This is a genomic window from Pseudomonas fluorescens (assembly GCF_001307275.1).
GTDB classification, from domain to species: Bacteria; Pseudomonadota; Gammaproteobacteria; order Pseudomonadales; family Pseudomonadaceae; genus Aquipseudomonas; species Aquipseudomonas fluorescens_AA.
In genome coordinates, this window is record NZ_CP012831.1 from 19,584 (window position 1) to 45,437 (window position 25,854).

The following is a 25,854-nucleotide window of genomic DNA, read 5'->3' on the forward strand; positions in this document are numbered from 1 at the left end:
CACTGGCATCAGTGCCGAGCGTCTTAGAAATTAGCCGTCTCGAACCAAACCGAACAGACCGCATTCAGCTTTTTGGCTGTCCTTGACCTTTATCTGTCGCAACGTTCCCGTCCAAGCAGATGCGAGGACAACACCGTGGCCGATCACTATCAGCTTAACCTGGGCTCATTGCGCAGCAGCATCACCCTGACACTGCACACCCACCACGCCGCCCGTATCTGGCAAGGACGAACCGCACGTGAAGGCGTCCATTCGATCATGGGCATGGCCGGCTACATCAGTGTCACCAACCTGATGAAACACACTGCGGCCCAGGACGACCCCTATGCCGATTGGGCCATCGTGCAACTCGAAGAAAAATTGACTCAGGCCAAAGCCGGGATGCTGGAACTGACCCAACAATTGGATCGGATCAGACAGGATCTGCCGACGCAGATCGACATGAGCGATAACCTCAATATCCACCCCGTCACCTTGCCCTTGTACATCGGCAGCCAACTGGGGTTCCTCGCCGTCTACCTGCTGACTGACTACGACACGCTGGTGCGCCACACCCTGCTTGCTCATCACACCGCCTTGATTGGTCGCAGAGATATGGAAGCCTGGATAGACGACGGTGCTCATCTGCTGCGCAGCCTGTTCGGCCAGGCGCAGCGTTATCGACTTGCAGGTGTCACACGCGATGATATGGCCGCAAACAATGCCCGCGCCCTAGCGGCCATGGAGAAGTTTGGATTGCCCCCCATGGACATCCTTGAAGGCCATCGCCGCTCCCAGTTCGCGCCACCGATCACTCGTCGTGGAGCTTTGGCAGCGGATGACGCTGATGCGTTGGTGGAGGACGTGGTAGTCCCATCTGCGGCAGAGGGTGGGGCGGAGGAAGAAGCATGAGTCCCGTGACACCGGCTCAACCATTGCCCCTTGAAGCATTGACACCGGATGCCTATCGACAACTCGAACACGCTGCCTCCCTAAAAGGCCTTTTAAAGCCATTTAAGGGTAAGGGGGAACTGGAACACCTGGCGCAGATGGCGAGGGAAATCGAGGCGCAGTTATGTCACCTGATGGAGACTGTGGTGCAGCAGGCCGGACAACCTCCTTACTCACTACTGGATATTCGACTGGTACTGCAGAACACCAGTGCTGGCAGTACCTTTTTGCGTTGGCGCACCCGTGACTTCACTCGTATGGGGGTTGTGGTCTGGGAACGCCAGGTCTCCAACAAGACCTTGCCGCAAGCCATACGCGAAGGATTGCACCGTTTCGAATGCGACCGCATTGCACTGAACTTGCAGATGAGCGTGGTGCATTCGCTCTACCGCCAGGCATCGACCTGCGCGATCAAAATGGCCAGTGCCGAAAGGCTACTGCGCCAGCTCACAACCGCAGTGGGGGTATCAGGATGAGTACTTTTTTTGTCGGCGAAGGCAACATTGGCAGTACGCCAGAGTTCCAGGAATTTTCCTCAGGCAATGACGAGCCACGGCGTTTGCTACGGCTGAATGTGTACTTTGACAACCCCGTGCCACGCGAGGGTAGCTATGAAGATCGAGGCGGCTATTGGGCGCCAGTTGAGCTCTGGCACCGCGAGGCTGAACACTGGAGTACGCTGTACCAGAAAGGTATGCGTGTGTTGGTCGAAGGCCGGACAGTGCGCGATGAGTGGGAGGACGCCGAAGATAACGCCCGGGTGACCTTCAAAATCGAAGCCCGTCGAGTCGGCATCCTGCCTCATCGCGTGCAGAACGTGGTCATGCGGGAACGATCCAGTGAACAGACGACGGCTGCAAAACAGGTCGAGCAAAGTGCAGAGCGGACCAACAATCAGAGTTCGTCAGCGACCTCAAAACCCAGAAAACGTAAAGAGTAATTGGTCAATAAATGATGTAACTAGGTATGTAATTGCGCCCCTGCGCGATACAACAGTACGAGGTACCATTGCCCCATCGACATCATGCAATGGATACGCACTGTGGGACTGCTTGCCTATAGGTTGGATGGGACACCCGTTGTCTCGGTATTCCTAACGGACGAAGAATGGAAAACCGAAGCACTGAACAAATCCCGGGATCTCTTCATGCCCGAGACCAAAAGCCGAGCGGTGCTCAAGGTCTCACGGCTTGGGCATCGTTTCTTTTCCCACAAGCCAGGTGAGCGCAAACTCAGTCAAACAGGCGGCGAAAGCGATGATCATGTCATGCTTAAAATTAAAACGCTTTTTGCTGCCACAGCCGCGGGTTGGTCTGCACTTCCTGAGCAGTCAGGGGTAACAGCTTCCGGCAAATTCTATCGGGCTGACGTTCTTTGTACTCATCCGAATGGCAAGACCAAGGTGGCTGTCGAAATACAACGATCAACACAGCGTGATGTCGACTACGAGGAGCGTCAGAGAGTCTACGTGGAAGCAGGTATTCGCTGTATCTGGATCGACATTTCCAAGAAAGCGTATCGTCATCACATCAGCAAGCCAACCAAAGCACTTCCTCGATTTGAGTGCAAGCGTCAGTCTCCCGACAGTACTGGCACCTACCTCGTATCCATCGAAAAGCAAGACATCGACTTCCCTGAATTTATTCAAGGAGCACTCACGGGAAAACTCAGATTCATTGAGCACGAAGTGAATACCTCCCTTCACCACATCAGAATCCATCGAAAGCGGTGCTGGAGCTGCAAAATTCACATCTGTTTACTAGACCCGGAATTTACTGAGGATCTAGTACGGCAGATGCCGAAAATCGTCTCCACGATCCATCGCAAGACCACGCACATTCAAGATATGTGCAGGATCAAGCTGATTCACTTCAAAAAAAGAGGAGTCAAAGAGCACGTCTCGTGCTGCCCACACTGTGGTATTGCGCAATCCTATTCTGAACTGGACCACAGGTTTGAATTGGCTGATCACGTGGCGTTTCTCGCCATTGCCCGACCTACCGGTCTTTTACCCAGAAGGTTCTGGTCTTGGGAGACTCACCCGAAACTTGAAATGCTTCCGGTCCCAGGAGCCGCATTTCTTATCACAGGAGAGCCTGACGACGACTCCGCATTGCTTGAGATCCTGCGCGAAAACCTTAAAGGGTGCCATTGGTAAAATCTGTACTTATTGATGACTGCAGACCTGGCAGTTTTCCGGTTCTTGGCTTCCCGTCAAAATTAATATGGGTAACTTAGCAATCCGGTTTCCCATATCTCGCCATTGCTGTTTCCAACAACGCTGCTCCGAACTCAATCCGGAGCAGTTCTATGCGCCTCTTTCTTTGCGAGAAACCTTCCCAAGGTCGTGACATAGCCAAGGTTCTCGGAGCCAACCGGCGCAGTGATGGCTGCCTGATCGGCCCCGAAATAACCGTTACCTGGTGTGTCGGCCACCTGCTTGAGGCCGCCCCACCCGAAGCCTATGGCGAGCATCTCAAATCCTGGTCACTGGACCACCTACCGATCATTCCCAAGCAATGGCAGGTCGAGGTCAAGCCCAAGACAGCGGCACAGTTCAACGTCATCAAACGTCTGCTCAGCGAAGCTCGCACCGTTGTCATCGCCACCGATGCCGATCGAGAAGGCGAAATGATTGCCCGCGAGCTACTGGAACTCTGCAATTACCGAGGCCCCGTTCAACGCCTCTGGTTGTCGGCACTCAATGAGGCGTCGATTCGCAAGGCATTGTCCTCGCTCAAGTCTGGTCAGGAGACTTTTCCACTCTACCACTCAGCCCTCGCCCGCAGCCGGGCTGACTGGCTGATCGGCATGAACCTCAGTCGTTTGTTCACCCTTCTCGGACGGCGGGCGGGCTACGAGGGCGTATTGTCCGTTGGACGCGTACAGACACCCACATTGCGTCTGGTAGTCGATCGAGATCGTGCAATTGCCAGCTTCGTCTCCGAGCCCTACTGGGAAGTGGATGTGCACCTGTCCTCAATGGGACAACCATTCATCGCGTCGTGGTTACCACCCAGCTCAGGGAGTGACGAGGCCGGCCGTTGCCTAGAGCAGGCGCTTGCCAGTCAGACCGTCGAAGCGATCTTCAGCAGTAAAACCGCCACAGTACTCTCGCTGCAGACTGAGCATTTCCGCGAAGCGCCACCCCTACCCTTCGACCTGAGCACACTGCAAGAAGTCTGTTCACGCAAGCTGGGGCTTGGCGTTCAAGAAACCCTGAACATAGCCCAAGCCCTATATGAAACGCACAAAGCCACCAGCTATCCGCGCAGCGATTGCCGCTATTTGCCAGAGAGTATGTTTAACGAGGTACCCACAGTTTTCGATGCCCTGCTCAAAACGGATCCCGCACTACGGCCTGGGCTCCGAAGCCTCGATCAATCATTGCACTCCCGCGTTTGGAACGATGCCAAGGTCACCGCGCACCACGCCATTATCCCCACCAGCGAGCCGGCGAACCTTGCGCGGATGTCCGAACAAGAACGCCAAGTCTACGAACTGATTCGCAGCCACTACCTTGTGCAGTTTCTTCCACATCATGAGTTTGATCGGACCCACGTAGAACTGGAGTGTGGTGAAGAACGACTGACCGCCGTTGGCAAACAGATCCTGGTTCAGGGTTGGAAAGGTTTGCTCTACGAAAACACCGAGGAGGATGAATCCCATCAAAAAGCCCAAGTTTTACCGGTCTTGCAACAGGGTACTCAGTGCGCCGTAGACCACGTCGAACTCAAGCCCATGCGCACCGCAGCTCCCAAATCGCTCACCGAGGGAGATCTGATCAAGGCCATGAAAAACGTGGCCAAGCTGGTCAACGACCCACGCCTGAAACAGAAACTTCGGGACACCACCGGTATCGGTACCGAAGCCACACGAGCCGGCATCATCAAGGGATTGATTGATCGTGGTTATTTGCTAAAGAAAAAACGCGCTTTAATAGCCTCGGCGGCGGCCCATACCCTGATCGAGTCGGTACCCGTTGCAGTCACTGATCCGGGTATGACCGCGATCTGGGAGCAGGCTCTGGACGAAATCGAAGCGGGACGTCTGAGCCTGGATGCGTTCGTCGCCAAGCAAGTGAATTGGATAGCGCAGTTGGTCGCAAGCTGCGGCTCACTTACTTTAGCCATGCCTATCGAAGCCGGTCCGGTCTGCCCCATTTGCGATGCCTCAATGCTCAGGCGTAAGGGAAAATCAGGGCCGTTCTGGTCATGCTCGCACTATCCGGACTGTAAGGGCACTGTGCCCATCAGAAAAGATACGCGTCGCCCGTGACGCGCCATTGGAGATCAATATGAGTGTTGGGGCGATGTAAGGGTCAGTGCATCATTAACGGCGGCTGATCCCTCTCCAACTCACTTAGTGGTTGTCCAATTTCACGGGCCAAGGCGAGACCTGTCGCAATCCATATCTGCCCCAGTTCGTTGAACGCTTCCAGGTGAGCAGGATCTTCATTGAGCCAATGGACAAGGCTGTCGAAATGCTCGGGATTCTCAGGGCAATCATGAATCTTGATGAACAGCTCCAGTGTTCGCTCCCAGATCCGATCCATAACATCCTTGCTCTCCTCTTCCATGCTCAACCAATCCTCAGCTTGTCCTTATCAGACCGTTCATTCTCACTGGCCATCTTGGAGTCTGACCCTGGAGGAACAGAACCCTCGTCGCATTACACAGCTATTTCAGCCAATATAGCAACCTTACAAGTCGATACACAACCTTTAAGGATGTTCATGTCAACGGGTCTTTGCTCAACCATTCGGGTTGAACTGGAGAACTCATCACTTGGCACATAAACATCCGACCCAAGCCCAAATCGGGCGCATGATCGCTAAGCACCGAACCCAGCGTAATCTGACCCAGGAAGAGGTGGCTGAACGCCTGGGTATTGGCAGTGAAGCCATCTCGCGCCTGGAGCGAGGCGTGGTGGAGCTCTCCGTGGTCAAGCTGATGCAGTTAGCAGATATTTTCGACTGCCGGATGGATGAACTGCTGACGGAGTCGAGCAATCGCCCCAATGACCAAGGCCAGATGATCGCGGGTTTGCTGCGTGGACTGAAAGAAAACGACCGTGCCTTTATCCTGGCTACTGTCGAACAACTGGCTGCTCATCTCGCCAACAAATGAGCTTATGCGCTGGTATTCGATATTCGGGCCTTTGAGGGGAGGCTCTCTGCCTTGACGTCATCTCCCCTCTCTGCTGTAGTGCCTCAGGATCATCGCCAACGGCGACCCAAGACCGATTCGCTCCGGGTAGCTCGGTCGAACTCCTTGAGTTCGGAGCCTTCTCTTCTGCGGAATTTTTCATTCCCGTTTTGTGCTCGGCCTGATCGTGGTAGCGGATGACCACTGTTGCCTCCAAGACAACAGTGGTCATCCGCTTCGGCAATCATATTCAGTCCCGGAGCCCGCCGGGGAATCACTGGGCACCCTTTGTGCGCGGATGCGTGCCAGCGTGTTCCGACCCAGGCCACGACAAGGGTCGGTTGGCGGGTCATGGCGCAGTTAAATCAAGTTTTGCGAGGAGCTTGTCGACTGCGTCAGACCACCTAAGGTGGCTTTTCTATTCCTCGCCTGGCCCCTAGCCAGGCCCACTCTTCACTTTCTTCAGTCCAGTAATTTCCACTGTATTCTGGCCATAAAAAACCGGCTTGCGGCATCTTGACGCTCCCCTATGACAGGCTTATACAAAGGGTGTGGTTCGCTGTCGTTGACAGCCCAGCCCAGGTAGCTTGAACCTTCAAGGCTACGCCACGCTTGTGGTGGTTTACCCAAGTGCGATCAGCGTTCGGAGGCTCGCACGATTGCCGCTTCAGCGGTGATGAATGCCTACTACCCCAAGTCCGCAGACCGCTGCTGCGGATTCTCTTTTGCTGCACCGCCATTCCCACGGTGCATTGTTCTGTTTGTCATTGGCTTGCCGGTGGCGTGTGGTCATCGCTTGCCTTCACCTTACCCACCCTGACGGGGCTCACTTCCCCGTCAGGGGTCGTGCGTCGCCGCTTTCCCCTGAAAGGAGAACCACCATGGCCCACGCCAACCAATCCCAAGAAGCGACCTCTTACTTCAATCTGCACACCATCGGTATCGGCTACCTGAACCGTGTTCGTGAAGTACAAGTCCGCCGTGGCCAGCCGTTCATGGCCTGCGATATCGCCGCCCTGCACGGTGCCACAGATGCGGTCGAGTACACTCGCTTCGACTGCAAAGTCGCTGGAGGCGAAGCTGAACGCTTGATTCGTCTCTATATGGACGCCGTCAAAGCCGAGAAAAAGGTCTTGCTGTCGTTCCGTATCGGCGACCTGTGGATCGACCCATTTCTCTATGAGAAAGGCGATAAACAAGGCCAACCGGGCGCTAGCCTGAAAGGTCGTCTGCTGTACATCGACTGGATCAAGGTCAACGGCACGTTCGAATACAAAGCGCCTGCCAGGCAGGAGGCAACAGCACCTGCTGAGCAAGCGCCAAGCAGTGAGCCATCCCCAACGTCGGCTGATGCCGAAGCTGAGGATACCGACAACCCAACAGAATCCAGGATTGAACCTGAATCTCCACTCACTCCCCGCACGGCCCGCCGTGTCGCCACACGTACTGTTCAGTCCGCCTGAACAATCCACGATGTTTACATCAAGGCGCTCAATCAAGCGCCTTTTCTTCAATCAGCACAGGGGAACCAACATGGAGTCCTTCTGGCTTTGCGACGACTGCCTGTTCGCTGCGGCTTACGAGGACTACAGCACGTTATCGCTCTACTACACGAAGGATGAGATCGAGAAACGCATCGCCAGTCTCCCTCATGGGCTGGTTCGGCTAATGCCCATCAGTGCCGACTTCGATCCCGAAACAGGCTGTGGAATAAGAACCTTCTCCCCATTGCCCTGCGACGGTTGTGACTTACACCTGCACGGACAACGCCACCGATTCACTCGGCTGTAAACAGCGCGTCATCGGGCAATGCCCGTGACTCGATATCCACCTCGGGGGACACCACTCCCCTCGAGGGTGTACCCCGGATTGTTCCCTCGGAGGTACCCCATGAGCACCCAACTTACCCTGATTGAAACCTCAGCTGTCGAGGCTGACCGTATCGCCCAGGAAAACAAGCTGATCGACGAAGCGTTGCACATTCTGGATCGTCGGCTGTTCACCTGCGGCCCCAACCTGACATCACCTGACGCCGTGGCCTCATATCTGAAACTTCATCTTGCGCAACAAGAGCATGAAGTCTTCGGTGTGATTTTTCTCGATGCCCGCCATCGCGCCCTGGCATTCGAAATCCTCTTCACGGCAGCATCGATGGCGCCAGTGTTTACCCCCGCCAAGTCGTCAAGCGCTCCCTAGCACATAACGCAGCAGCTGCCATTGTCGTTCACAACCACCCCTCTGGTTGCACGGAACCCAGCCTGGCAGATCGCGCCTTGACCGCACGGTTGAAAGAGGCCTTGGACTTGATCGAAGTGCGCTTATTGGATCACTTCATCGTAGGCGAAGGCCGTCCTCTCTCCCTCGCCGAGCATGGCTGGCTTTAACCCTCAATAGGCGTCTTCGGACGCCTTGTTCATTTCCTTCTGGAGAACCCAATTCATGAACCCTTCACCCCAACTCCCAGCTCTGCTGGAAACCTCAAACCCATTTGCTCGCGGCTACGACAACTTGCATATCGAACGACTGCTACAGATCACCTACGCAAATGACTGCCCTCCCTGCTTTCGCTCCGTAGACGACGCACAATCCCATCTGCCCGACGATGCGTTAGAACAGTTTCCCTGCGTGTTCAATGATGACTTCGCTCTGATCAGCGAGGGTCAGCCCATTCCGGATGAATTGGATGAACGCTTCCAGTCAACCGGGCTGGTGCGGCAAGTGATCTATGCCGTGACGGGCGAGATGCTCAACGAGCGACATCACGTCGGTGACCTGTACTCCCTGGAAGAAGCCCAAGCCACGATCCATCGTTTGAGCTTCGAAACGGGCCACTACAGTCGAGCCTGGGAGATCAGTACCACACACCTCACTGACGAAGCACTGCGCTACTTGGAAAGCCGGGTTGGCAATTTCGACTCCAAGCCAACCGGACTGCTGTTTGAACCTTTTGCCCTGCCAGACTGCAATGGCGTCGGGTGTAAGCTGATCGGCACGCCCTGGACCGACGATAACTTGGTGAAGATCGAGGGCGCTCCTTACTCGTCGCTTAGGCAAGATCAGCTCGACGCCGGTACGCCGGAGGCCTTGGTCAACGTGCTGTATCTGGCGGCATTGGCGGATGTGCGATTGTTGATCTTTGACCCCGACGCTAGCGTTTTGGATGGGCTAGCCATTTATGACGAAATAGCAACGCGTTCAACTTAAACACGACCCGTCTTGAATCAACTTACTCACTGAATCGCTCCTTCACCTCATGTCAAGTTCTGCACTGAATCTGACATGAGGTTTTTTCCATGGAGCGTTTTTTCACGCCTGTCTGCCTGCTGGGTTTGTTGAGCGCCTGCACGGCGCAGATCCCTAATACATTGCCGACCCATCCGGAGGTCGACAGTGGCTCCAATCGGGTCCAGCGCTCGAAGGACGCAGTTGAAGAAAGCCCTCGGGCAGAACTCCGCTATGGCCGCTATACGCTGGTTAGCACCGAGCCCACGACAGAGCAACGTGATCTTCTGGCTCAAATCATTGACGTGAGCATTCCGTCCAACCTAAATCCCTCGGTACAGGAGGCGATGCACTACGTGCTGCAGCGCTCAGGCTATTCGCTCTGCCCTGCTGCCGAACCAGTAAAGATACTGTTTACCCGGCCTCTGCCCGCCGCCCATTACCGGCTCGGCCCGATTTCATTAAGCAACGCTCTACAAGTACTGGCTGGCCCCGCCTGGCAACTCACGATCGATGAGGTCAGCCGTTCGGTCTGCTTCGAACGGCAAAAAAATGATGCTGCCGTCGTGCGGGTCGCACCCAGCGTGCCCCATCAGCCGGAGGCACGCCCATGAAAGCCTCGACGTTTCAAACCCTCATTGTCGGCTCACTTTGCCTGGCGGTCTCCGGGCTGAGTGGTGGTTTGTATAACCAGTATCAACGCGTGACCGAGCTGGAAAATGCGAACGCCCAACGCGTACAGACCCTGGATACCCTGCAACGTGATTCAAGCACCCTCTTGGATGCACAGGAGAAGCTGCAGTACGCACTGAAAGACCTGAAGCAGATGGTCGATTCCGGTGAGCAACAGACCAATACCCTCGATCCGATGTTGGATCAATGGGCGCAGGAGATACAGGAATTGCGCGATGGTCTGGCAGCCCGTGCTACCGAAGTCGACATGATCGCGCTACGCGCACGACTTGAGCACGTCGAGCAGCAACTCCTGGACCTCAAGAGCCAGCCACCACTCCCACCACCGACGCCTTCCACGGCCAAGCCGAAAAAAACCGCTCAGCCCAAGCCTGCCCCGCTCCTGCCGCCATTTTCAGTGCTGAGCATCGAGTACCGCGGTGGCGAGCGCTTTCTGGCCGTCTCACCTCCTGATAGTCGCTCGCTCGACGATATCCGGTTGCTGCACAACGGCGAGCAGCTCGGCACATGGCAGTTGAAAGTGCTGGAGCCGAACGCGGCCGTCTTCGCTGTGGCCGCTCAGCCAGACCAGACCGTGCAACTCCCTTGAGACACGATCATGAACAGAGCGCTACTGCCCGCCGTCGTCTGTCTCGTTTCTCTATTGACCACAATCGCAGCGATGGCCAATCCCGTCCCGACACAGTCACGGGCTCAGAACACACAGTCCGCGCCCCTGGGACGTTCTGACTCCGAACAGGCGACAAATTGGGGTCTGACGGAGCAAGAGTGGACGCGCTTCGAAAAGATTCAAGCCGGCCCGCGCGGATTCTGGAGTCCGAACCTCGATCCGCTGACTGCGCTCGGCGTCGAGGCGGAGACCGTCCAAGAGCGTCAGCGCTATGCGGAGTTGCAGGTAGCGCTGGAAGCCAAACGCGCCGAACGCGAGTTGGCCTACCAAAACGCTTACACCGCGGCCTGGGCCAAGCTGTTCCCCGGGCTGCTGCCGATCCAGGGTATGGCATCCCCGTCCCCTGCCAACTCATCGGTCGCACCGCGACAGGCCCTGTTTGTAGAGGACAACTGCGCGGCGTGCAACGCCCAAGCGAAACTTCTGCAAAGCAGCGACATGGCTTTCGATATCTACCTAGTGGGCAGCCAGGGCGAGGATGAACGCGTCCGTAGCTGGGCTCGTCAAGCAGGCATCGATCCAGCCAACGTTCAGCGTCGGCAGATTACCTTGAACCATGACCGTGGTCGCTGGTTCAGCCTGGGTGCCCCAGGACCACTGCCCGCCACGCTTCAGCAGGTGAATGGACAATGGCAACGCCTCGATTGAGCGGTATTGCACTCATGCTGACGGTGCTCGCCGTCCAGGCTGATGAACTTCCGCCCCCTGCGTACCAATTGGCAGCGCATAACGCGGACATTCCTTCCATGGTGTTACTCGCAATTGCTCTGCAGGAGAGTGGGATCCACGTCCGTGGTCGGCTGCTGCCCTGGCCCTGGACACTGAATATCGCAGGAACACCCTACCGCTTCGCCACTCGGCAGGCAGCCTGTCACGCTTTACTTCAGACGCTCGCCCGGCAGGAGGCCAAGCGGGTGGATGTCGGACTTGGGCAAACCAACCTAGGTTATCACGGACAACGTTTTTCCAGTCCCTGCGAAGCCCTTGACCCCTATCAGAATCTCGCCGTGACCGCCGCGCTATTGCGGGAGCATCACGCCGTTACCGGCGATTGGGTGTCAGCTGCGGGACGCTATCACCGCCCGGCGGGAGGAATGCCGGCCGCACGTTACCGTGAGGGTTTCTCTCGGCAACTCGAACGTCTGCAGGTTTCTTTCAGGCAGGGCACATCACCATGAAACGAATACCTCTTACCCACTATTTCCTCCTGTTTTTAGCACCTTTCGCTCAGCCGGAACTGACCGTTGCCGGAGACCAACCTAGCGGCTTCGTCCGGCCCCAATTTCAGGTTTCCGGGTCGACAACAAATAGCAACATCCAGCCTTCTCGAGCCATGCATGCGGACCTGTCCGCGTTTGCCGATGAAGCATGGATACTGCCCGTCCGCAGCTCTCACTTGAGCCCCGGCCAAATCACGTCTCGCGCCCTGAACATGCCGGGCTTACGGCCATTTTTCCTGGTGGGTGAGGATCCCCAATCGTTGGCTTGGTTGCGTCAACGTGCGGCTGAACTGCAGGAAATGGGTGCGGCTGGCCTCGCCGTGGAAGTAACCGATACTGAAGCCCTGGCCCGGATTCGAGCAGCTGCTCCGGGCATCACTATCATGCCGGTCAACGGCAACGACATTGCCACCCGTTTGCAGATTGAGCACTACCCCGTCCTGATCACCGCCACTTCACTGGAACAGTGAGCCCAAGTCATGGCCGAGCATGCGATGGAGTCCAAGCTCCGGCCAGCGGTGGAGCTGTACACCGTAGCGATCTGCGTCGCCTCTGTGGTGTTGTGCCTGTACTCGCCCTGGGCTGTGGCGCTGTCACCCGAGATCGGGCGGGTAGCGGCGCTGGCCTATACCCTGTTCGGCCTTATCCGGCTGCGGCAAGCCTGGGAGGTGTTGCGGTATAGGCGCAATATCCGTCGGTTGCCCCGCTACGAACTGACCAGCCGACAGATCCCGGTCAGCCGCAAGCGTCTGTTCATGGGCCGCGGCTTTCTCTGGACCCGCCTGCATACCCAACGCTTGGTCGAGGCGCAGGATCCGACTGTCGCGCATTATATCGACCAACCGCCCCGTTACCGCATGGCTCGTGGACTCGAACGTCGACTGGAACATGCACCGTTTCCACTCTCTACATTGGCGCGTGTCACGGCCTGGGACAGCGCTTTCAACCCGTTGCGCCCGCTACCACCGGTCGGTGGCTCGCCGCTGTTACATGGGGTCGAGCCCGATGAAACTGAAGTCGGTCTGCCGCTGGGTGAACGGGTCGGACACACCTTGGTGCTCGGCACTACTCGTGTTGGCAAGACGCGACTCGCCGAGGTGTACATCGCCCAGGACATTCACCGCATCGAACATGAGGTAGTCATCGTTTTCGATCCTAAGGGCGATGCCGACCTGCTCAAACGCATGTACGTCGAAGCCAAACGCGCCGGTCGGGAAAAAGAATTCTATGTTTTCCATCTAGGCTGGCCGGAGATCTCCGCACGCTACAACGCCGTGGGACGTTTCGGACGCATCTCGGAAGTGGCGTCACGCATCGCCGGGCAGCTCAGTGGTGAAGGCAATTCTGCAGCTTTTCGTGAGTTCGCCTGGCGTTTCGTCAACATCATCGCCCGGGCACTGATCGAGCTGGGCCGACGTCCGGACTACCTGCAAATCCAGCGACATGTGGTCAACATCGACGCGCTGTTCATCGAATACGCCCAGCAGTTTTTCGCCAAAACCGATCCGAAAGCGTGGGAAGTGATCGTCCAGCTTGAAGGCAAGCTCACCGAGAAGAACATTCCCAGGCACATGGTGGGACGCGAAAAGCGGGTGGTGGCCATCGAGCAATACCTGGCGGCAAAACGGGTGTTTGATCCGGTAATGGACGGATTACGTTCGGCGGTGCGTTATGACCGCACCTACTTCGACAAAATTGTTGCCTCGCTGCTACCGCTGCTGGAGAAACTTACCACCGGTAAGACCGCTCAGCTACTGGCTCCCAACTACACCGATTTAGATGACCCGCGGCCAATCTTCGATTGGATGCAGATCATCCGAAAACGCGGCATCGTCTACGTTGGTCTGGATGCGCTGACCGATGCAGAGGTCGCCGCTGCTGTGGGCAACTCCATGTTCACCGATTTGGTCTCAGTCGCAGGCCAAATCTACAAACATGGCGTTGACCATGGCCTACCCCAATCGGGCAGCACCGGCGGCAAGCTGCCGATCAACCTGCACGCTGATGAATTTAACGAGTTGATGGGCGATGAGTTCATCCCGCTGATCAACAAGGGCGGCGGAGCGGGTATCCAGGTAACGGCTTATACCCAAACCCTTAGCGATATCGAGGCGCGCATTGGCAATCGGGCCAAAGCCGGTCAAGTGATTGGCAACTTCAACACCCTGCAGATGCTCCGAGTGCGCGAAACCGCCACCGCGGAGTTACTCACCAAACAATTGCCTACGGTGAATGTACTGACAAAAACGCTGGTATCCGGTGCCACCGACACCTCCGATCCTGAGGCCAACACCGACTTCACTTCGTCCTCCCAAGATCGCATCAGCAGCACCAGTGTGCCGCTGATCGAGCCCGCTCATATCGTCAGTTTACCCAAGGGGCAAATGTTCTCCTTCCAGGCTGGCGGGCAGCTCTGGAAGGTCTGTATGCCGCTGCCTAAGCCCTCCAACGAAGATGCTATGCCCAAGGACCTGCAGGAGCTTACTCAGCGGATGCGGGCCACTTACAACGAACAAGCGGGCCAATGGTGGAGCGCCAGTGGTGGCGGCCCAACCACAAACTTCGATCTGGATCAGGCAGGGTAGTACGTCCCCGCACAGGTTTCGATTCAGCATACAACGATCCCAGAAGGCCTCGAGCCGATATCATCCTGCAGCGCGCAATGGAGCGGACAATGGCGACTTCCACTCAGAACACGCCGCCACAACCGATACAGCGCCCGGGATTGATCATCTCGGCGATCGGCTTGGTCCTCCGCATCATCGGTTTATTGCTCGCCTCATTGCTGTTCTCGATCCTGATCGAGTTCGCCGGCCTACTGTTTTTCTGGGGCGATCAGGGATGGCGGCATAGTCAGGCCATGCTAACCAGTGAACTGAGTTGGCTCAGCGAGCACTTCAAATATTCACTCATCATTCAACAACCCGGACAGACGATTGTCCAGTGGCTGGACTTCCTCAATCAGTGGCTGTTGGTCAAGACTGGCTTTGGGGATTTTGCCCGGCAGGCGCGGGTGTCGAGCCAGGGCAACGGCTTCTGGAGCTGGGCCAATCAGGTCTACGTGAGCATCGAAGATTTCGTGCTGGCCGCGGTCTACGTTACCTTCACCTTTGTGGTGCGGCTGATAATTCTGGTCCTAGCCTTGCCGCTGTTCTTGCTGAGTATGTTCACTGGCTTTGTCGATGGATTGATACGCCGCGACCTTCGCAAATTTGGCGCGGGGCGAGAAAGCAGCTTCGTCTACCACCGCGCTAAGCGAGCTGTATTACCACTGCTGCTCGTACCCTGGATTATTTACCTATCCCTACCATTTTCGCTCAATCCCATGGCGGTTTTTTTGCCTTGCGCGGTGTTGCTCGGAGTAACGACAGCTATCACCGCAGCGACGTTCAAAAAATATATTTAAGTGCAACACAAGTGCTGATTTTTTATTTCAGTCGATATGATGACACGCGTGCTTGACGGCCGCAGCCCTCCTAGCTAAGCGTACCGCACATCTTGCGAGGCCACGACCTGATTGACCCCGTAACCGGTTCGAGCATCGGATGTGCTGATCAAGCGCTCGACGGCCTTTGCCAGATCAGGATTTACCGTTGCACTCTGGCTATCCCTGAAGTAGCGCATCACCGCCCCCGCCACGACATCCGCTATCTGCAGGCCAATGCCTTCGTGCGACTGCGCAAACGTGAAAGTAGCCATCTCTTCGAAAATAAAGTCCGAGTGTGGAGTGTATGGAACCTGGTTTTGGTCCTTCTGGGCTTCCACAGTCGCTTTCCCCAGATGCAGGATATCCTCGAGTTCCAACTGCTGATCGTGAACGATGTGGACACCTTGCAGATTCCGTCTGAAGTAGAGATTCAGGCGCGCGTAGATGTTGGCAAACGAGGTCAGATTGGGAAGCATCCAAACACGCTTGCTGCGCTTGTTGTGATCAGGTGGCGGAAGGAACTGGAGAAATGCGTCAGGATCCTGCTCCTTAAGTTCCAGATACTCGTTACGGGCATCTTCCACCATCATGACTACGCCCCGGGCAATATCTTTCTTCCCTGGGATGTCCAGAAGGCGCACGCCCAGATCCTGAAGCAATGAGAGAGACTGCAGCAGGTGCGCCTCAGAAGGCTCTAGGCAGGCTTGGACAAATGCGTCGAGCACCTGATCCGGAGCTTCAGCGTTCAGAAAGTCCGCAACAGTATTCCTAAGGAAGGTCATGGGTGCGCCTTCGGGGAACCCCATGCAAGATGGTAGCAACTGAAAACTCGTGATGTGCACGCAGATGAAATAGCGTTTATCCACGAGCTCGACGAACAGAGGCGCACCGATAGACTCCAGGTAGTCTATAACCTCCAAAACAAATTTGGGCTTGGCCATCAGAGACTTGGACTTAAGCTCACCAGGTGAAATCCTGTGCAATGCGCGCAGCTCTTCGATTCGAGTGACAACTGCCGACTCGTCACTCACCCCCACCGCAGCCAGTACGAAGTACGGTTGCCCTTTGAAGTCGAAGCCGTCACCGCTGTTGACTATGTCACCGCTATGACCACTCTCGTCGAGGTAGAACGTCATGCTCAAGGTTGGTCTCCCCACATTGTAAAATGTCTCCAGGCCCTGCCACATCATGCGCGTGCCAGGATACGGCCCAGGGGACTATTGATTGCCGTGAAGGCGTCGATGACGCCATCCAGGACAAAGTCGAGCGCACGACCATAACCTTGATGCAATGTAGCCGTGTCGAAGTCTTGATCCTGCAACCTCTCGATCTTGCTCACGGCGTCATGGGCATCGGCAATGCGAAGATCGTAGGTGACGAACAGCATTGCAATGTCGCTGTTTTTCGCATTCCAGCCTTCTGGTTCATCCTTGCTTTTTAGTGCGTCCGACGCCTCGCAGTTTTCGTCGAACCTGATCAGGATGTTCAGTAAGCACTGCAGAAGCTTTAGCTTCCCCAAAGTGGCGATCAACTTTCTCGGGACACCCATAGCTTCCAGAAGCTGTTTGAGAAAACCGTCGGGCAGCTTCTGCCAAATTTCATGGATGGATTTGCATCGAGCGAGAAAGGCCTGCTGGGTCATGTCCAAGGGCGCGAACTGAGCGAGTTTTGCAACCTGCGGATAATGTAACCAGCCATCGGCTGCAACTTCTTCCCGTGAGAACCCGAGCAGTTCAACAGCCGGTTTTTCGATGCCCAGCGCGGTCCCAAGCCGAGAAAGGTTTTCTCCCAAGGACAGCATTTGCGTGAGGAACCGATCAACTTTGGAAACGATGTGTTCTTCAGTCAGGTCGCACTGTTTCACGATCGCAGGATCCAGGGCGTGGACATGAGCATGCAATATTTCCCGCTCCGGGACGCCTTTGTACAGATCCCGTAAATCCACCTCGATTAGGTTTCGCCCGATTCGCCGGCACCCAGTGAAAGACCACTGCCCAAGATAAGATGGACTGCAATACCAGCCACCATGCGCGTCTACAGGTGTGCTTCCGTACAAGCTGTTTTGTTCATAGCGTTCGAGAAATCTGTCGTCGAGATAGACCGTCGTATCATTCCTCATGATGTCATTGGCAATAGCGTGCGTAACCTTTCCAGCAACACCTGGCCAAGTCAGCCCATCAGCTGTCTGCTGAGGGCAGAGGTTGCAGGAGACTGCCACTACTGTCGCCCATACCTGGAGCAGTAAACCGTTCTCTGTTTCCCGAAGATCGCCATCAAGCCAGCTCCCCGGCTCGCCAAGAGAATGAAAACGTTCCCCGTTCATCAGCTTGCGCAGTTGTGGGCTGTCTGCGAGCGTCGCCTGATAGAAGAAATGGCGAACGCCGCGTCCCCCCCTCAACCACAGATACTTGCGCAGGTACTCGTTTGACATGAACCAATTAACATCCCGGGACGGCTTGAAGTGGTATTGCAGCGAAACCTCACCTTCAGCGACTCCGAACTCTGGAAGGCTCAAATCGTCGTAAACCAAACGCTGATGCTCATTGCCAATGCATCGTGGCGTTAAACCCAACGCCATCCATACCTTCTCGGCCAAGGTGTATGTGAAGAACAAGCTGCTGCCCCAGGAGGCAACGATGTAGTCATACCCGCTCATATTCGGTGTGAAGTCTTTCACGCTCCCTTTCTCACTTAGAGTCGGAACTCCGTGCGCCACCACACCCTGACTATGTAGAACGGGTATCGCGTTACCGTCATCGGGAACGACAGCCATCAACATATGAACCGTCTCGCGGTTCGACTCTGAGCGTTCGGTTTCCGTGAAACTACTCACCTCGACTCTCTGCAACGGATCAGTTCCCACTGGCTCTAGCAGTGAGCGCAACCGCTGCGGTAGCAGGTCGGTCGGAATAGGAAATCTTCCCACGTAATCAAACATCAGTCCTTCTCCTTGAGTGTCGCAAACAGCCTATCAGTCCACTCCCCGAAAAAGCGACTGATCACACCTCAAGTTTCTTAATGAACAATTCGACCTCTGACTTGATTCTTCTCCCAGATCAACATGGGCCAGCATCATGCCAACTACCGTCTTTCGCTGTTTACTACTCTCGCTGGCTATCGTCGATGGCAGCAGCTACGCCGCATCTGCTCATGAGCAGGATCAGCTCAGCCTCGTCCAGCAGCAACTCAACATTATCGAACGCCTTGCGACACGTACTGAGACAGCCAACAGGTCTGAACCCGACGAGCGCTATCGCTTCGACTATCCCCGCCTGATTCGGGACATCCAACGCATCCGTCATGGTGTGCAGGGCTACCTTTCCCCCTCTCGCGCTCAACCCCGCGATCCCACTGAACTGATCGGCGCTTACCGCGTTGACACTCCGCCTGCGGAGCCTTTGCCATGAGCATGACTAACGCGCAGAGCTCAGCGTTCCAAAATGCCTCCGGCGTCTCGGCACAGAGCAGTTCGACACTGTGGCTGTCACTGGTTCTCGTCCTGGCTTTGCTTTGGTGTGCATGGGTGATCTGGACGGCTTACCGGGGATGGGCGGCCGGCAGTGTGCGCTTCGGCGCGTTTGGCGGCAGTACTGCCCGTGTCCTGCTCACCTTGCTGGTTTTGATGTTTTTTACCCTGTCCTAATCCAGGAGATCGCCATTATGCTCAAGTGCCTTGCCCCCCTCAAAAACAATCTGCGAGACCGTGCGAGCCAACGCTTGATCGGCTTGCTGCTGGTACTCGGTCCAAGCCTGGCTTTTGCTGAACTCCCGACCATGGAAGCACCTTCGCGCGGCGAAGGCTCCGGGTTGATCGAGACGATCAAAAACTACGCCTACGACGGCGGCATCCTGCTCGGTCTGCTGATCGCTCTGCTCGCTTTTCTCGGCGTGGCCTGGCACTCCCTGACCGTCTATGCCGACGTGCAAAACCAGCGCAAGACCTGGAAGGACCTCGGTGCGGTGGTCGGAATCGGAGCTCTGTTGGTGGTGATCATCATCTGGTTCCTGACCAAAGCCGCCGCGATTCTTTGAGATCGACATGAGCGACACTATCGAACGCCTCGCCGACGGCACCTTGGTTTTTCTGCCTGAGCGACTCAATCGTGATCCCGCCGTGTTACGCGGTTTGACCAACGATGAGATGTGGGTGGCGCTCGGTGTCGGCGCATTCATCGGCTTGGTGTTGGGTGTCCCTCTGGCGATTGCCACCTCCTCCATTGCTGTGGCGCCGACCAGCATGATCGCAGGCATGGCGGTGGTGTTATTTGCCGGTGGCGCGCTACTGCGTCGGGCCAAACGCGCCCGCCCCGAGACCTGGTTGTACCGCAAGCTGGAGTGGATACTCGCCAGCCGCTGGCGCCTGGGTCCCGGAAGTTTAATTCTCCATTCCGGCGCTTGGACGGTTCGCCGTTCGCGTCGACTGCGCCCAGCCCTGTCCCGGTGGCAGTCATGAGCCGATTTCGGAACAAGGTGGATGCCCAACAGGCCCATATCTTCAGCTTACATCTGGCAGTAATGATCCTTGCTCTGCTCTGTGCCGGACTCTGGTATGGCTGGCGTTCGGCACCGACCGATCTGACAGTGCATGTCCCCCCGGATCTGCGCTCGGGCAGCACGCGCAAGTGGTGGGACATCCCATCAGAAAATGTCTATGCCTTCGCCCTATACATCTTCGGTCAACTTAACCGCTGGCCTTCGGATGGCGAACAGGATTACCGCCGCGCTATCTACAGCTTGCAGTCCTACCTGACACCCGGCTGCAAGGCCTTCCTCGAGGGCGACTACGAGTACCGCAAGGCCGCCGGCGAGCTGCGCCAAAGGGTACGTGGCGTCTACGAAATACTGGGCCGAGGCTACAGCGAAGATCCCGAACTCAGAGTCAAGCAACTCGATCGCGATAGCTGGCTGGTCACCCTCGACCTCAACGCCGATGAGTATTACGCCGCCGAACCGGTAAAACGGGTGGTGGTGCGATATCCATTACGCGTGGTGCGTTTCGACCTGGATCCCGAGCGCAACAAGTGGGGACTGGCGCTGGATTGTTATCAGGGCACTCCACAAAAAATCTCCCTGCCTGGAGGTGAGCCATGAAGCGGATGCCTACCCTGGGACTCACCGTCGCACTGTTGCTAGGGGGAGCTGCGGCACAGGCTGTCGAACTGATGCACTGGGAACGCCTCCCCCTCGCGGTCCCACTGGTGATCAATCAAGAGCGGGTGGTCTTTGTCGATGAGGATGTTCGAGTCGGTGTGCCCTCAACTCTGACCGGCAAGCTGCGCGTGCAATCCACCGGCGGCACGCTGTACCTGCGCGCGTCAGAAGCCATTGCAGCTACCCGATTACAACTGCAATCGGTCGCGACGGGCGAGATCATCCTATTGGACATTGCAGCCACGCCTGGCGACCAATCGCTGGAACCCGTGCGTATTATCAAGAATGCTCCGGTGCAGGCTACTGAGACGGAATCCAGCACCGCCCCTGTTCCAGAACGTACGCCGATCCCGGTCGCTTTGACGCGCTACGCCGCGCAAAGCCTGTACGCACCTCTACGTACCGTTGAGCCTCTGCCCGGCATACGTCGCGTCCCGCTCAAGCTGCGCACCGCACTGCCGACCCTGCTGCCGACTGAAAACGTGTCCAGCACGCCCATCGCCGCCTGGCGACTCGGTGATTACTGGGTGACGGCGGTGAAGTTACGCAACCTAGGTTCAGCGACGGTGCAACTTGATCCGCGTCAGCTTCAGGCCAAGTTGTTCGCCGCGTCCTTCCAGCATGCTTTCCTCGGGCCTGTCGGCAGCCCTGAAGACACCACGGTTGCCTACCTCGTCACCCACGGTGCCGGCCTCGAACGCGCCGTGCTGCTTCCGCCCGTTGCACGAGATGCTGACGATGAAAGCTAACGCCTTGCTCAAATGGCTGGTGCCGGCTGCGCTGTTGGGCGTGGCGCTGATCATCCTGAAAACCTGGGTCGCGGGGAGTACCACGCCCTCTCCACAGCACTCGGTTGATCAGGGCAACCTTCAGTTATCCGCCGAGCAAGCCAAGTCGCTCGGTATTGCGGGTGATACCCCACGCGACACGGTTGCCACCTTGGTCGGCCAGGTGAAGGCCATGCGTAGCGACATGCTCGGCCTGAAAAAACACAACGATTCGCTGCAGACGGAGAACAACCGCCTTCGTGAACGGGAAAATAGTGTCGATTCGCGCATCCAGACCGCGCTTGGCAGCGTAACCCAACAAGTCGACGAAGGCCGCCGACAAGCCAACGAGGCCCGACTCAAAGCGGAACAAGACAGTCGCCAGGCCCGTGGTCTGCTGACGCAATTGCAGGAACAGCTGTCGGGGCTGACCGGCAAAGGCAAGGAAATGCCGGTTGGATTGGGGCTTGAGCCGGGCGACGGGGCGCAGTTCGACGGGCAGCACTCAGCCGATGATGCGCTGCAGTGGATTGAGCCCTCGGATGCTCCGTCCACCGACGCCCGAGGCAAAACCAAGACCGAGTCCGCCCTGAGTCCGCCTACTGCCTTCAACTCACTGGAGGGTTTGAAGGACAACGCCATCGACCGCAGCCAGAAGCAGTTACGCGAGGTCGCCAAGGGTGAACGTGATCTGACACGCTCCGCTGATCGTACCGAAGGCGCGAAGCCGGTCTACACCATTCCCGAAAACGCGACATTGATGGGCTCGGTCGCCATGACCGCGCTGATCGGTCGGGTCCCGGTGGACGGCACCGTGAATGATCCCTACCCCTTTAAGGTGCTGGTCGGTCCGGAGAACCTGACAGCCAACGGCATCGACCTACCGGACGTTGCAGGGGCCGTGATGAGCGGTACAGCCTCCGGCGACTGGACCCTGTCGTGCGTACGCGGACAGGTCGAGTCAATTACCTTTGTGTTTACCGACGGAACTATCCGCACGGTGCCTCAGCCGAAGGCAGTAGCCAGCCGCAACGCCTCCACCGCCCAGAGTTCGAACACCGACAAGATTCGTGGCGGGCTCGGTTACCTGTCCGATCCGTACGGTATTCCTTGCATTGCCGGTGAGCGCCGCTCAAACGCTCAACAGTACCTCGGCAGCCAGAGCTTGATCACCGCCGCCGGCGCCGGCGTCGCCGCCTTGCTCGGGGATGAGCAGAACAACAGCAGCGTGATCAGTTCAGGCGGCAGCACGCTCGGGGTTACCAACAGCACGGGCAACAGCGCGCTGAATTCAATTCTCAGTGGTGGGGTCAGCGACATCCGCGAGTGGGTCAACAAGCTGTATGGCGAGGCCTTTGCTGCCGTGTACGTGCCACCGGCCGCCCGAGTCGCCCTGCACCTCGACCATGAGATCACCATCGACTACGAGCCCAAGGGCCGGAGCGTTCGCCATGAAAAAGACCAAGTTTCTCTGCCTGACCTGGATTAGCGTGTTCTGCTGGGTCCTGACGGGGTGTTCCACCGACAAGGACACGTTGCTGCCCCATGGCGAGCAAACCATGTTGGACATCTGGAACGGCGCCGGCTCTCAGGGTACTCAGCAGCAACTGCTGGACGCTCGGCAGCAGTTACGCCGCCCGTTGGCCCCAGCAGATTTCTCGGCCTCTCTCCAAGAGCCGTACACGCGTACAGCGGAGAACGAGATCCATAATCTGTTCCCTCGCCTACCCAATCCCGATCTGGTGCTGTACGTGTATCCGCATTTGAGTGGTACCGAGCAGGCACCGATCCCAGGTTACTCGACAGTCTTTCCGTTCTACCAACGCGTGCAGTACGCATTGCCGGGTGAACGTCAGGAAGACTTGTAGTGCGTACCGGCGATGCGGGCAACCGCACTTCTGGTTGGAAAGCCTGGCGCCACCCAGCGCGCCCTCGCGCAACCTTGGCCGATGAAGCTGCACTCTATGCACACAACCCCAGCTTCACCGACCACTTGCCTTGGGTCGAGTACCTCGAGACCGAGCAGTGTTTTCTACTCGATGACAATCGCTCGGTGGGGGCAGTGTTCGAGTTGCTGCCCATCGGTACCGAAGGGCGCGAACCCGATTGGCTGATGGCCGCCCGCGATGCCCTCGAAGACGCCCTGCAGGATAGCTTTGACGAACTGGATCAAACGCCTTGGGTGGCGCAGTTTTTCTGCCAGGACGACAACGACTTCGCCCCCTACCTGACGCGGCTCACCGATTATATTCAAGACAGCGCGCGAGGCACGGTCTTCACCGAGACGTTTTTTGAACTCAGTCGTCGCCATTTGAAAGCCATCGCCAAACCGGGAGGTCTGTTCGAGGACAAGGCCGTCACGCGCCTACCCTGGCGCGGCAATAATCGACGGGTGCGCCTGGTGATCTATCGTTGGATTGAGTCTGGCGCCGAGGAGACGGGGCTTACCCCAGTGCAATCCCTGCAGCAGGCTTGCGAACGTATCGCGGCCTCGTTGCACGCATGCGGAGTGCAATCGGCGCGAGTCGATGACCACGGTCTGTATGCTTGGTTATTGCCCTGGTTCAATCCGGCACCCAGGCTCACCGATGAAGCACCCGAGGATTTCTACCAATGCGTGGCCTATCCGGAGTCAGGTGATGGTGAGTCGCTGGAGTTGCCCTTCGATCACGACTTCACCGAGCGGCTATTTTTCAACGAACCGCGTTCGGATGTACAACAGGGACTTTGGTACTTCGATGGGCAACCCCATCGGGTGATGGTGGTGGACAAACTGCGGCGGCCTCCCTTGATTGGTCAACTCACTGGTGAAACTCGCAAGGGCGACGCGGTGAACGCGCTGTTCGACCAGTTACCCGAAGGCACGGTGATGGGTCTGACGCTGGTGGTCAAACCCCAAGATGTGCTCGAGGAGCAGTTGAACCGTCTGGCGCGCAAAGCCATCGGCGAAAACCTGGCCTCGACCCAGGCCCGCCAAGATGTCGAAGAGGCTCGTGCAATCATCGGTCGCCAGCACAAACTGTACCGGGGAACCCTGGCCTTCTACGTGCGCGGTCACGATGAGCAACAACTGCACCAGCGCTCGATCAGCCTGGCCAACGCGCTGTTGGGTGCGGGGCTGCAACCAGTACGTGAGAGTGATGAAGTCGCCGCCTGCAACAGCTACCTGCGTTGGTTACCGATGACTTACAACCCGGCCCGCGACACGCGCAACTGGTACACACGCCTGATGTTCGCCCAGCACCTGGCAAACCTGGTTCCGGTGTGGGGCCGCAGCACCGGCACCGGCCACCCGGGCATCACCCTGTTCAATCGTGGTGGCTCGCCGTTGAGCTTTGATCCGTTGTCACGACTAGACCGGGCCATGAACGGCCATCTGCTGTTGTTCGGCCCGACCGGCGCCGGTAAGTCGGCCACCCTGGTCACCCTGCTGATGCAGGTCATGGCCGTGTACCGCCCTCGCCTGTTTATCGTCGAGGCCGGCAACTCATTCGGCTTGCAGGGCGACTACTTCGCAACACAGGGCCTGTCGGTCAACAAGGTCCAATTAAAACCTGGCGCCTCGGTCAGGCTCGCCCCGTTCGCCGATGCTTGGCGCCTGGTCGAGCAACCGGATCAGGTGGCGAGTCTGTCGATCGATGAGTGGGACGATGAGCTGATAACCAGTCGCGAAGACCAGCGCGATGTTCTCGGAGAACTGGAAATCACCGCCCGGCTGATGATCACCGGCGGCGAAACCAAGGAAGAGGCGCGCCTGAGTCGAGCCGATCGCAGTCTGATCCGCGAGTGCATTCTCGATGCAGCGCAGACCAGTGTCGCGTCGGGTCGCCAGGTATTGACCCGCGGCGTGCGCGACGCGTTGCTGCGCGTCGCTGCCGACCCGCACTTGCCGGAGAAGCGTCGTGAGCGTGCCCAGGAAATGGGAGAGTCCATCGACCTGTTTTGCCAGGGTTTCGAGGGTGAACTGTTCGATCGTGAAGGCACGCCTTGGCCCGAGAGCGATGTGACCATTGTCGATCTGGCCACCTACGCTCGCGAAGGCTACGAGGCACAGATGTCCATCAGCTACATCAGCCTGATGAACACAGTGAATAACCTTGCCGAACGCGACCAGTACCTGGGCCGACCGATCATCATGGTCACCGACGAGGGCCATATCATCACCAAGAACCCGTTGCTGGCGCCGTTCGTGGTCAAGGGAACGAAGATGTGGCGCAAGCTCGGCGCGTGGTTCTGGCTGGCGACGCAAAACCTTGCCGACTTTCCCACTGCCGCGCAGACCATGCTCAACATGATCGAATGGTGGATTTGCTTGAACATGCCGCCGGCGGAAATTGAAGAAATCGCACGGTTCAAGAAACTCACGCCAGCACAGAAAGCCTTGTTGCTCTCCGCCAGCAAGGAGCCGGGCAAATACACCGAGGGGGTCGTGCTGTCGAAAAAACTCGAAACGCTGTTTCGGGCCGTGCCGCCGAGTCTTTATCTCGCCCTGGCCATGACGGAGCCCGAGGAAAAAGCCGAACGCTGGACACTGATGCAGAGCACCGGCTGCTCGGAATTGGAGGCGGCTTACCGGGTAGCTGAACGGATCGATAGGATGCGAGGAATTAAGTGAAACGGAGCTGAT

At 57.3% G+C, this 25,854-nt stretch carries 28 protein-coding genes and 1 pseudogene; 26 read left to right on the forward strand and 3 right to left on the reverse strand.

Features of this window, described 5'->3' with window-relative positions; all coding sequences use genetic code 11:
• The first annotated feature begins 135 nt into the window (after nucleotides 1-135).
• From AO356_RS00100 to AO356_RS00120, 5 genes are all read left to right on the forward strand, one after another.
• A complete protein-coding gene (locus AO356_RS00100) occupies nucleotides 136-891 on the forward strand; it encodes a PFL_4669 family integrating conjugative element protein (protein WP_060738050.1) in 756 nt (251 codons plus the stop codon).
• Nucleotides 888-1,406, forward strand: a complete 519-nt coding sequence (locus tag AO356_RS00105; RefSeq protein ID WP_060738051.1) for a DUF3158 family protein — start codon at nucleotides 888-890, stop codon at nucleotides 1,404-1,406. The genes AO356_RS00100 and AO356_RS00105 overlap by 4 nt, the downstream gene beginning before the upstream one ends.
• Nucleotides 1,403-1,870 carry a single-stranded DNA-binding protein gene (locus AO356_RS30525; RefSeq protein ID WP_081015298.1) on the forward strand — a complete coding sequence of 156 codons (468 nt, stop codon included), beginning with the start codon at nucleotides 1,403-1,405 and terminating at the stop codon, nucleotides 1,868-1,870. Before AO356_RS00105 ends, AO356_RS30525 begins: the two co-directional genes overlap by 4 nt.
• A 207-nt stretch (nucleotides 1,871-2,077) precedes the next feature.
• Entirely contained in the window at nucleotides 2,078-3,088 is a 1,011-nt protein-coding gene (locus AO356_RS00115; RefSeq protein ID WP_146042600.1) for a hypothetical protein, read from the forward strand.
• A gap of 152 nt (nucleotides 3,089-3,240) precedes the next feature.
• A complete protein-coding gene (locus AO356_RS00120) occupies nucleotides 3,241-5,208 on the forward strand; it encodes a DNA topoisomerase III (protein WP_060738054.1) in 1,968 nt (655 codons plus the stop codon).
• Between the two features lie 43 nt (nucleotides 5,209-5,251).
• Here the strand turns inward: AO356_RS00120 and AO356_RS00125 are convergent, their stop codons facing one another.
• The gene (locus tag AO356_RS00125) at nucleotides 5,252-5,509 is read right to left on the reverse strand and encodes a hypothetical protein (RefSeq protein WP_060738055.1); all 258 of its coding nucleotides are present in this window, start codon (nucleotides 5,507-5,509) and stop codon (nucleotides 5,252-5,254) included.
• A gap of 208 nt (nucleotides 5,510-5,717) precedes the next feature.
• On the opposite strand from AO356_RS00125, the gene AO356_RS00130 reads away from it, so the two are divergent.
• The 12 genes and pseudogenes from AO356_RS00130 (at nucleotide 5,718) to AO356_RS00185 (ending at nucleotide 15,288) form a co-directional block, all read left to right on the forward strand.
• Nucleotides 5,718-6,059 (forward strand): helix-turn-helix domain-containing protein, encoded by a 342-nt coding sequence (locus tag AO356_RS00130; protein ID WP_060738056.1) that lies wholly within the window; start codon nucleotides 5,718-5,720, stop codon nucleotides 6,057-6,059.
• Between the two features lie 899 nt (nucleotides 6,060-6,958).
• On the forward strand, nucleotides 6,959-7,540 hold the full coding sequence (locus tag AO356_RS00135) for an STY4534 family ICE replication protein (protein ID WP_060738057.1): 582 nt from the start codon (nucleotides 6,959-6,961) through the stop codon (nucleotides 7,538-7,540).
• A gap of 70 nt (nucleotides 7,541-7,610) precedes the next feature.
• A complete protein-coding gene (locus AO356_RS32900; protein ID WP_060743037.1) occupies nucleotides 7,611-7,868 on the forward strand; it encodes a hypothetical protein in 258 nt (85 codons plus the stop codon).
• A gap of 99 nt (nucleotides 7,869-7,967) precedes the next feature.
• Nucleotides 7,968-8,461, forward strand: a pseudogene (radC, locus tag AO356_RS00145) (RadC family protein).
• Between the two features lie 55 nt (nucleotides 8,462-8,516).
• Nucleotides 8,517-9,281 carry a hypothetical protein gene (locus tag AO356_RS00150; protein ID WP_060738058.1) on the forward strand — a complete coding sequence of 255 codons (765 nt, stop codon included), beginning with the start codon at nucleotides 8,517-8,519 and terminating at the stop codon, nucleotides 9,279-9,281.
• A gap of 89 nt (nucleotides 9,282-9,370) precedes the next feature.
• Entirely contained in the window at nucleotides 9,371-9,913 is a 543-nt protein-coding gene (locus tag AO356_RS00155; protein WP_060738059.1) for a PilL N-terminal domain-containing protein, read from the forward strand.
• Nucleotides 9,910-10,581 carry a hypothetical protein gene (locus AO356_RS00160; RefSeq protein ID WP_060738060.1) on the forward strand — a complete coding sequence of 224 codons (672 nt, stop codon included), beginning with the start codon at nucleotides 9,910-9,912 and terminating at the stop codon, nucleotides 10,579-10,581. The genes AO356_RS00155 and AO356_RS00160 overlap by 4 nt, the downstream gene beginning before the upstream one ends.
• 9 nt (nucleotides 10,582-10,590) lie before the next feature.
• Nucleotides 10,591-11,310, forward strand: a complete 720-nt coding sequence (locus tag AO356_RS00165; protein ID WP_060738061.1) for a TIGR03759 family integrating conjugative element protein — start codon at nucleotides 10,591-10,593, stop codon at nucleotides 11,308-11,310.
• Nucleotides 11,292-11,840: a hypothetical protein gene (locus tag AO356_RS00170; RefSeq protein WP_060738062.1), complete on the forward strand. Its 549-nt coding sequence runs from the start codon at nucleotides 11,292-11,294 to the stop codon at nucleotides 11,838-11,840. Before AO356_RS00165 ends, AO356_RS00170 begins: the two co-directional genes overlap by 19 nt.
• Entirely contained in the window at nucleotides 11,837-12,352 is a 516-nt protein-coding gene (locus AO356_RS00175; RefSeq protein WP_060738063.1) for an integrating conjugative element protein, read from the forward strand. Before AO356_RS00170 ends, AO356_RS00175 begins: the two co-directional genes overlap by 4 nt.
• 9 nt (nucleotides 12,353-12,361) lie before the next feature.
• A complete protein-coding gene (gene traD, locus AO356_RS00180) occupies nucleotides 12,362-14,467 on the forward strand; it encodes a type IV conjugative transfer system coupling protein TraD (protein ID WP_060738064.1) in 2,106 nt (701 codons plus the stop codon).
• 89 nt (nucleotides 14,468-14,556) lie between these two features.
• Nucleotides 14,557-15,288, forward strand: a complete 732-nt coding sequence (locus AO356_RS00185) for a TIGR03747 family integrating conjugative element membrane protein (protein ID WP_060738065.1) — start codon at nucleotides 14,557-14,559, stop codon at nucleotides 15,286-15,288.
• A 74-nt stretch (nucleotides 15,289-15,362) separates the two neighbouring features.
• On the opposite strand, the gene AO356_RS00190 is transcribed toward AO356_RS00185, so the two are convergent.
• Complete coding sequence (locus AO356_RS00190) at nucleotides 15,363-16,445, reverse strand: DUF3800 domain-containing protein (RefSeq protein WP_237140837.1); 1,083 nt, start codon at nucleotides 16,443-16,445, stop codon at nucleotides 15,363-15,365.
• Nucleotides 16,446-16,495: 50 nt separating this feature from the next.
• Nucleotides 16,496-18,247, reverse strand: coding sequence for a hypothetical protein (locus tag AO356_RS00195; protein ID WP_060738067.1), 1,752 nt, complete (start codon nucleotides 18,245-18,247; stop codon nucleotides 16,496-16,498).
• A gap of 136 nt (nucleotides 18,248-18,383) precedes the next feature.
• On the opposite strand from AO356_RS00195, the gene AO356_RS30530 reads away from it, so the two are divergent.
• Genes AO356_RS30530 through AO356_RS00240 form a run of 9 tightly spaced genes read left to right on the forward strand, consistent with a single transcriptional unit; the run spans nucleotide 18,384 to nucleotide 25,842 of the window.
• Entirely contained in the window at nucleotides 18,384-18,716 is a 333-nt protein-coding gene (locus tag AO356_RS30530) for an RAQPRD family integrative conjugative element protein (protein WP_081015299.1), read from the forward strand.
• A complete protein-coding gene (locus AO356_RS00205; protein ID WP_060738068.1) occupies nucleotides 18,713-18,952 on the forward strand; it encodes a TIGR03758 family integrating conjugative element protein in 240 nt (79 codons plus the stop codon). Before AO356_RS30530 ends, AO356_RS00205 begins: the two co-directional genes overlap by 4 nt.
• A 17-nt stretch (nucleotides 18,953-18,969) precedes the next feature.
• Nucleotides 18,970-19,341, forward strand: a complete 372-nt coding sequence (locus AO356_RS00210; RefSeq protein WP_060738069.1) for a TIGR03745 family integrating conjugative element membrane protein — start codon at nucleotides 18,970-18,972, stop codon at nucleotides 19,339-19,341.
• Between the two features lie 7 nt (nucleotides 19,342-19,348).
• Nucleotides 19,349-19,762, forward strand: coding sequence for a TIGR03750 family conjugal transfer protein (locus AO356_RS00215; protein WP_060738070.1), 414 nt, complete (start codon nucleotides 19,349-19,351; stop codon nucleotides 19,760-19,762).
• Nucleotides 19,759-20,400, forward strand: coding sequence for a PFL_4703 family integrating conjugative element protein (locus AO356_RS00220; RefSeq protein ID WP_060738071.1), 642 nt, complete (start codon nucleotides 19,759-19,761; stop codon nucleotides 20,398-20,400). The genes AO356_RS00215 and AO356_RS00220 overlap by 4 nt, the downstream gene beginning before the upstream one ends.
• Nucleotides 20,397-21,209, forward strand: a complete 813-nt coding sequence (locus tag AO356_RS00225; RefSeq protein ID WP_060738072.1) for a TIGR03749 family integrating conjugative element protein — start codon at nucleotides 20,397-20,399, stop codon at nucleotides 21,207-21,209. Before AO356_RS00220 ends, AO356_RS00225 begins: the two co-directional genes overlap by 4 nt.
• A complete protein-coding gene (locus AO356_RS00230; RefSeq protein ID WP_060738073.1) occupies nucleotides 21,199-22,716 on the forward strand; it encodes a TIGR03752 family integrating conjugative element protein in 1,518 nt (505 codons plus the stop codon). The genes AO356_RS00225 and AO356_RS00230 overlap by 11 nt, the downstream gene beginning before the upstream one ends.
• Entirely contained in the window at nucleotides 22,679-23,095 is a 417-nt protein-coding gene (locus AO356_RS00235; RefSeq protein WP_060738074.1) for a TIGR03751 family conjugal transfer lipoprotein, read from the forward strand. The genes AO356_RS00230 and AO356_RS00235 overlap by 38 nt, the downstream gene beginning before the upstream one ends.
• Nucleotides 23,095-25,842: a conjugative transfer ATPase gene (locus AO356_RS00240; RefSeq protein ID WP_060738075.1), complete on the forward strand. Its 2,748-nt coding sequence runs from the start codon at nucleotides 23,095-23,097 to the stop codon at nucleotides 25,840-25,842. Before AO356_RS00235 ends, AO356_RS00240 begins: the two co-directional genes overlap by 1 nt.
• The last annotated feature ends 12 nt before the right edge of the window (nucleotides 25,843-25,854 follow it).